Source organism: Nonomuraea sp. NPDC000554 (assembly GCF_040300065.1).
In the GTDB taxonomy this organism is placed as follows: Bacteria; Actinomycetota; Actinomycetes; order Streptosporangiales; family Streptosporangiaceae; genus Nonomuraea.
This window is the reverse complement of sequence record NZ_JBEPDC010000016.1, coordinates 244,292-250,291: the sequence shown is the minus strand read 5'-3', so window position 1 is coordinate 250,291 and position 6,000 is coordinate 244,292. Positions and strand designations below refer to the sequence as shown.

The following is a 6,000-nucleotide window of genomic DNA, read 5'->3' as shown; positions in this document are numbered from 1 at the left end:
CCGTCCCCCCCCTACTGGTTGGCCCCCGGGTGCGCCGGCCCCCCCTTGCGGGGGGGGGGTGCGGGTGGCCTGCGGCCACCGGAACCCCCGGCCGTCGCGCGTCCGCGCGGGCCTGTGCCGCGTACGGCCGATAGTCGCCGCTGGTCGGGTGGCCGTTGCCGCGGACTTCTCTGCTGATCGTGGACGGACTCCGTCCAAGCGCGGCGGCGATCGACCGGATCGATCCGCCCTCGCGCACCAGATCAGCGATGGTCAGGCGCTCCTCCTGAGATGAGTACCGAGAACGCGAAGAAGCCTCGGCCACCGACGCACGACTCGCCGGCGGCCGAGGCTTCTTCTTGCGTCCCTGAGGAGATCGAATCTCCCGGATCTCGAATTCCATCGCATTGCCCAAGCTGGGGTGTTGCGACGACCTCTAGAACTTGCGGGCACCGGGTGGGGCCCTCCAGTTCAGACGTTTCGCGGATCTGGTTGTTCGGCGGGGAGATAGATTGTCTGCTGGTTCTTGCGGGCGGTGCGGGCAGCTGGGATGCGGGCGGCGGTGGCGGCAGGGAGTTTGGTGGCCGCCTCTTCCCACGGCCAGAACTGGACGGCATCGAGTTCGTCGGTTTGCAGCCGAATGCGGGAGGGATCGGCGACGGTGCCGCCGTCGAAGATGAAGTTCAGCATCGGGCGCAGCCGGTCACCGGCCGGTGCCACCCAGTCCACCACAAGGAGCGGGCCGAGCCGGACGTCGAGGCCGAGTTCTTCGGCGACCTCTCGGACGGCGCACGTGTGCGGCGGCTCGCTGTCCTCGACCATGCCGCCGGGGACCGCCCAGTAGGGCCGATAGTTGGGTTTGACCAGCATGACACGGTCGGCGTCGTCGGTGAGCAGCATGCACGCCGACACGTGCACGGTCGGCAGGCTCGCATACCACTCGTGCGGCGGCAGGTAAGACTGGCTCATCTCGTCCACGCTACCCCTGCGCAGCGTCGCCACTCGCTTGGCGGGCCTGCGCTGGGAGCTGCTCCAGGAACGTGCTCACCTCAGCGACGGGCCGGTATGGGGCGAGCACGCCCGCCAGCAGGGTGATGCGCGCGGTGACGCGACGGGAGCGGATCCGCCGGGCCAGCTGCAGGGCTTCCAACGCCAGCAGCGCGGCCTGGTCGATGCGGCCCGCGCAGGCGTGCGCGGTCGCGGTCAACGCGGTGTGCAGGGCGCGGGTACGCACGTTGCCGGCGCTGAGGTCGAGAGCCTGCTGGTGGAAGGCCAGCGCCTCGCTGGGACGGTCAAGGTCGAGCAGGGAGCGCATCGCGGTGCCCGCCAGGTGAGCGGGAGTGAAGTAACGGGCCCAGGCCGGGGAGTCGGCGTCGGCTCGATCCAGCGCATGCTGGGCGCGAGCGATCGCCGCCCGGAAGGAATACAAGTCGCCGGCAAGGGCGTGAGCGTTGGCCTCCGTCGTCTTCAGCCGCGCGGCGACCGCCCAGCCTGGGCGGCGGCCGGCACCCTGGACAGCCGCCCGTGCCAGTCGTACGGCCTCGTCGGGCAGACCGAGGAAGATCGCCTGAGTGGCCAGGTTGGCGAGGATGTGCGCTCCGTGCACGCGGTCACCCGCCGCCTTCGACAACCGCAGCGCCTGGATGAAGGCGCGCTCGGCCGCGCCCTGGTCGCCGATGTCGTAGGACATGAAGGCGGCCATGCCGGTCAACTCTGCCGCTGCCGCGAACAGCTCCCGCCCGATCGGGTCGGAGTAGGAGCCGCGTAGCAGCGGCGCCACATCGCGGGTGAGAAAGTCGCCGAGGAACGCCCGCGCATGTCCGCCGCCGTGCTGGCGGTCGAGTGCTTGGAACTGCTCGGCGCAGGAGCGCAACATCTCCACGTCCACGGCATCGACGGCCCGGCCGGCCGAGCGGGCCACGCTGGAATCGGGCGGGTCGAAGTGCCAACGCCACCCAGCCTCGGCAGCCGCGGAGGTCACGAAGGGGGCCGGCGTCCCTGCCGAAGCGCTGCGGCCGAGCCGACGCCACAGCCCGGCTGCCGTGTCGATCGCCGCGGGCAGCGTGGCGGGAAACAGCAGCGCCTCCGCGTCACGGTCAGCCGCCAAGCGGGCGAAGCCGAGGTCGCTGGTACGGACGACACGGCCGAGCCGCTCCGTGAGCAGCTCGGCGATGAGCTCGGGGGCTGGTTGCTCGGGGCAGCGGCCACGCAGCCACCAATACACCGACGCGCCGTCGTACTGGAGCACCAGGCCGTACTGCCGGTCCGCGGCCCGGTTGACCTGGCGGGCGAACGCGGCCAGCGAATGGTGATAGGACGCCTCGGCGAGCAGGATCTCCAGCTCGTGATTGGTGACCGGCCGTGTCATCAGACGCCTTTCGGTGGCCTGGATCCGCTCTCACGGTAGGCGCTGACGGCCTCGCCGTCTCCCAGACACGCAAGAACGCGCAAGCCCGCAGGCCACCCCGCAGCGGCGCGCAGGCCGCTCCATCTGCCCTCCCACGGCGTTGTGCCGCACCGTGAGGCACCGGCAACAGCGCGACCGACACGAGAGGCTCGCCGATGACCCTGCGTACCGATCTGTCCATGCCTCAGATGTTCTCCGGCGGCGCCGGGGACTTCGCCCGCCGCGGTGGGCAGCTAAGAGTGTCCCTCACCCCCAGGTGCCAGCTTGGGTGCTGGTTCTGCCACAACGAAGGGGAGATCCCGCCTCGGATCACCCATCATGACCGGGCCATCCAGCCCCGCCGGCGGGCGATGGACGCCGCCGACTTCCTGACCGCGATCAATGCGATGACGGGCGCGGGTATCCGCCGCGTCTTCTTCACGGGCGGCGAGCCGCTGCTGTCGCCCCTGGCCCGGCCGATCCTGGAAGGGCTTCCCGCCCACCGGGCGAGCGAGTACACCACGACTTTGATCACCAACGGGCTCACGCTCACGAAGGACCTCGACTGGCTGGCCGACACCGCGCTGGACCGGATCAAGGTGTCGCTGCACTACTTCTCCGATGCCTCCATCGTCGCGATAGCCGAGGGCAAGCCGGGCGACATCGTCAAGATCAAAGCAGGTATCGAGGCGGCCATCGAACGCATCCCCGTCGTCGAGCTGAACCTGCTGCTGCAGGAGCAGAACGCCCACGAGGTCATGGACATCATCGCCTACGCCCGCGACCTCGGCACCGGGTTGCAGATCATCGAACTGGTCGACACCGACCACAACCAGGGGCTGGGCGGCGGGAAGATCCCCTCCGCCGACATCAGCGCCCATCTGCGCTCCATCGCCAGCGCCGAAGAAGTCGTCACGTCCGGCACCGGGCAGGGCCGGCGCGTGTTCACCGTCGTCGGCCACAGCGGCGCGATGACCATCGAGGTCATCGACGCCTCCCTCGGCCGCCACCACGTCGGCCAGTGCGGAACCTGCCCTGCCCGGCCCCACTGCATCGAGGGGTTTTGGGCGCTGCGCCTGGACTCGGCAGGCACGCTGGCCCCCTGCCTGCTCCGCACCGACTTGCGCATGGACATCACCAGGTACGCCCACGACCCCGCCGCGCTGCTGGCCGCCGTATCCACGCACCTGGACGCCTTCACGGAAGGGACACTGTCGTGATCATCCCGCCGCGCAACATGGCCCACCGCCCGCTCCCTGCCGCCTACCAGCCAGCCGACACTCCGCGATCCGGGATCTTCCTCGTCCTGGAAGGGATCAGCGGATCCGGCAAATCCACACTCGCCGCCCGACTGGCCGACCGGCTGGACTGCCAGAGCTTCCACACCGTCCCAGCCCCTGTGTCAGATCTGCAGCCGTACATCAACGCCCACGCCCGCGCCTTCCCTCAGCTGGCGTTCTACCTGTCCGGGGCGTTGCACGCCGCCGACCTGGCCCGCCACGCGCTACAGACAGGGCACGCGGTAGCCGACCGATACATCAAGTCCGTTATCGCCAACCACGCCGCCGTCCACGGCCTGGACAACGACACCGTCGCCGCGACCATCGCCCCGTTCACCGAGTACCTGACCCAACCCGACCTGACGGTCTACCTGCACACCGACCTCGACGAGCTCGCCGCCCGGATGACCGCCAAGTCTGACCAGAGCGCCGCCGATCGCGACCTCATCGCCAACCGCGAACTCCTGGAGCGGCTTCAGGACCACTACGACCGCATCGCCCGCGCCGACCCGACCGCCTACCACCTCGTAACCGACTCCCGCACACCGGCAGAGCTCACCGACCACATCGCCAACCTGGTCCATGCGATGTGTGTGCCACAGATGCCTGCCACCCGCGCCTGACGTCGACCAAGGCCGATGTCGGGGGCGTCGCAGCCCGCCCCCGGCATCCTGAAACACACGGTGAGAGGATGAGGATGCGGTAGCGTGACCGCTCCAGACGCAGCGTCACAGCGGGGAGCACGGCCATGGCCGCACCAGCCGACACCTTCCGGCCCCACGTGGGCGTGCACCTGATCCTCATCCACCAGGGCCAAGTGCTGCTACTGCTCCGAGCGAACACCGGCTTCGCCGACGGATCCTGGTCAGTCCCCGGCGGCTGCCTGGACGCCGGCGAATCCTTGCCCGAGGGTGCCGCCCGCGAGGCCCGCGAAGAACTCGGCATCGCCATCGCCCCCGACGACCTGACTTTCGTCCACCTGTGCCACCACGCCGACCCCGACGGCCAGGCCCGCATCGGCGTTTTCTTCACCGCCACCCGCTGGGTCGGGGAGCCCGTCAACGTCGAACCCGGCAAATGCGGGAAGATCGACTGGTTCAACCTCGACGACCTGCCTGACGACGTCGTCACCTACATCCGGACCGGCCTCGACGCCTACCGCCGCAGCCAGACCTTCAGCCTCGACGGCTGGCAGGCAGACCACAGTTCATAGCCCACGGCACAGCCCGCCAGTACAACGCGAAAACGGCACCGCCCGACCCGCGAGGGGAGCCGGGCGGCGCTTCGTCATGCTGGGGCGCGCGTCTACAGGCCGATTCGGCGAGACGACTGTTGGTGGACCGCTCGAACCGGTCCAAGGTTCGGGCGACCTCGCCGATCGTGGCGTCTCCGGGCATGGTCACCCGCGCCGCCCGCGGAGGACCCTCACGCGGCGGGGCGGCACGACAACGTGTCCGAATGTGGACAGGAATTCCCTGTCAACCAGCGGCATGTTTGGAACGTCCCACAGCGTCCCGCCCCAACGTCTCAGGAGCAGCTCTATGGGCTACCCGTCCCAGCCGCACGATCCGTACGGTCAGCAGCAGCCCCAACAGCCGTATGGCTACAGCGGCCCCCAACCGACGCACGGGTACGGGTACCAGCCGCCTGCCAGCCCGCCACCCCCGCCGCCGCGCCGCAACAATGTCGGCCTGATCGTCCTCCTCGCGGTTGGCATCCCCCTGCTGTTGTTAGGAGGATGTGCCGCCGTTGGGCTGGTCCTCATCGACACCAGCAAGGACCGGGTGGTGACCGAGGCGGACACCGACGCGCCGAAGATGGTCATGCCGTCCAAACAGCCAGAGGCGGACCAGCCACCTGCAACGGAACCCGCTCAGCAGCAGCCGCAGGAGCAGCCCAAACAACAGTCATCCACGGCTTCGGTCGGCGGGGCGATCACCCTTCAGGGTAGAGACCCGGGGTTGCAGGTGTCAGTCACGGTGAACCAGCTGGTGAACCCCGCCAATCCTGCTCAGGACTTCCTGAAGCCGAAGACCGGCAACAAGCTCGTCGCGGTGCAGGTGACGCTCGCGAACGTGGGCCAGGCGGTCTACAGCGATGCTCCGACGAACGGCGCTCTGCTGATTGATGGCGAGGGTCAGCAGTATCGTCCGTCGCTCCATGACGTGCGTGAGGGGCAGTCCCTTGACGGCATGGTGACTATCAACATGGGGGATTCCCGCAAGGGAATGATTGTGTTCGAGGTGCCTGAGGGCGCGAAGTCGGCCAAGCTCCAGTTCGCGTTGAACAGCGGATTCGCCAATCAGAAGGGCGAGTGGACGCTCTCGTGACGATCGGCCAGTGAGCCCCGATGTG

At 69.0% G+C, this 6,000-nt stretch carries 6 protein-coding genes and 1 pseudogene; 4 read left to right on the top strand and 3 right to left on the bottom strand.

Features of this window, described 5'->3' with window-relative positions:
* Positions 1-160: 160 nt before the first annotated feature.
* From ABT294_RS50875 to ABT294_RS28985, 3 genes and pseudogenes are all read right to left on the bottom strand, one after another.
* Positions 161-382 (bottom strand): annotated as a pseudogene (locus ABT294_RS50875) (helix-turn-helix domain-containing protein); the annotation flags it as partial.
* A gap of 68 nt (positions 383-450) precedes the next feature.
* Positions 451-948 carry an NUDIX domain-containing protein gene (locus tag ABT294_RS28990; protein ID WP_350809458.1) on the bottom strand — a complete coding sequence of 166 codons (498 nt, stop codon included), beginning with the start codon at positions 946-948 and terminating at the stop codon, positions 451-453.
* A gap of 10 nt (positions 949-958) precedes the next feature.
* On the bottom strand, positions 959-2,347 hold the full coding sequence (locus ABT294_RS28985; protein WP_350809447.1) for an NsdA family TPR-like regulatory protein: 1,389 nt from the start codon (positions 2,345-2,347) through the stop codon (positions 959-961).
* Between the two features lie 194 nt (positions 2,348-2,541).
* Between ABT294_RS28985 and ABT294_RS28980 the strand changes: the two genes are divergently transcribed.
* The 4 genes from ABT294_RS28980 to ABT294_RS28965 all read left to right on the top strand — a co-directional run bounded on the left by ABT294_RS28980 (position 2,542) and on the right by ABT294_RS28965 (position 5,975).
* A complete protein-coding gene (locus ABT294_RS28980; protein ID WP_350809446.1) occupies positions 2,542-3,585 on the top strand; it encodes a radical SAM protein in 1,044 nt (347 codons plus the stop codon).
* Positions 3,582-4,268, top strand: coding sequence for a dTMP kinase (locus ABT294_RS28975; protein ID WP_350809445.1), 687 nt, complete (start codon positions 3,582-3,584; stop codon positions 4,266-4,268). The genes ABT294_RS28980 and ABT294_RS28975 overlap by 4 nt, the downstream gene beginning before the upstream one ends.
* A gap of 125 nt (positions 4,269-4,393) precedes the next feature.
* The gene (locus tag ABT294_RS28970; protein ID WP_350809444.1) at positions 4,394-4,858 is read left to right on the top strand and encodes an NUDIX hydrolase; all 465 of its coding nucleotides are present in this window, start codon (positions 4,394-4,396) and stop codon (positions 4,856-4,858) included.
* 328 nt (positions 4,859-5,186) lie between these two features.
* Positions 5,187-5,975 (top strand): DUF4352 domain-containing protein, encoded by a 789-nt coding sequence (locus tag ABT294_RS28965; protein ID WP_350809443.1) that lies wholly within the window; start codon positions 5,187-5,189, stop codon positions 5,973-5,975.
* Positions 5,976-6,000: the final 25 nt, after the last annotated feature.

What these genes read in the sequence shown, in the direction of transcription:
- ABT294_RS28990 (WP_350809458.1), bottom strand. Translation starts at nt 948, where the DNA reads ATGAGCCAGTCTTACCTGCCGCCGCACGAGTGGTATGCGAGCCTGCCG.
- ABT294_RS28985 (WP_350809447.1), bottom strand. Translation starts at nt 2,347, where the DNA reads ATGACACGGCCGGTCACCAATCACGAGCTGGAGATCCTGCTCGCCGAG.
- ABT294_RS28980 (WP_350809446.1), top strand. Translation starts at nt 2,542, where the DNA reads ATGACCCTGCGTACCGATCTGTCCATGCCTCAGATGTTCTCCGGCGGC.
- ABT294_RS28970 (WP_350809444.1), top strand. Translation starts at nt 4,394, where the DNA reads ATGGCCGCACCAGCCGACACCTTCCGGCCCCACGTGGGCGTGCACCTG.
- ABT294_RS28965 (WP_350809443.1), top strand. Translation starts at nt 5,187, where the DNA reads ATGGGCTACCCGTCCCAGCCGCACGATCCGTACGGTCAGCAGCAGCCC.